Annotated in this window: 1 protein-coding gene; it reads right to left on the reverse strand. The window is 68.0% G+C overall.

All coding sequences use genetic code 11. The features are described from left to right. Positions 1–112: 112 nt before the first annotated feature. Positions 113–259, reverse strand: a 147-nt coding sequence (locus AC1RPT_RS08095; RefSeq protein WP_481763038.1) for a helix-turn-helix domain-containing protein, incomplete at its 5' end; no start/stop codon positions are given.

The following is a 259-nucleotide window of genomic DNA, read 5'->3' on the forward strand; positions in this document are numbered from 1 at the left end:
GGCCGGCAAGGCTGGACTTGCGTGGTGTTGATCTCGGTTCACGATGCGTCTACCCCAACTGCACTCGAGTATGCGGCGGTCTTGGCCGCCGGGTGATGGTGTCCGGAATGTGTCATGAGGCGAGCTGCTGTACGCGCTGCCGACTGACGCCGAGCGCGGCCGCCGCGGCTTCGACGGTGTATCCCTCTGCGCGGAGAGCGCGAACGGCCTCACGTCGGAGGGCCGCTCCACGTTCGACCGCTGCTCGCCCTTGGGCCTC

Source organism: Dellaglioa sp. CoH-56-MRSF-11 (assembly GCF_056782135.1).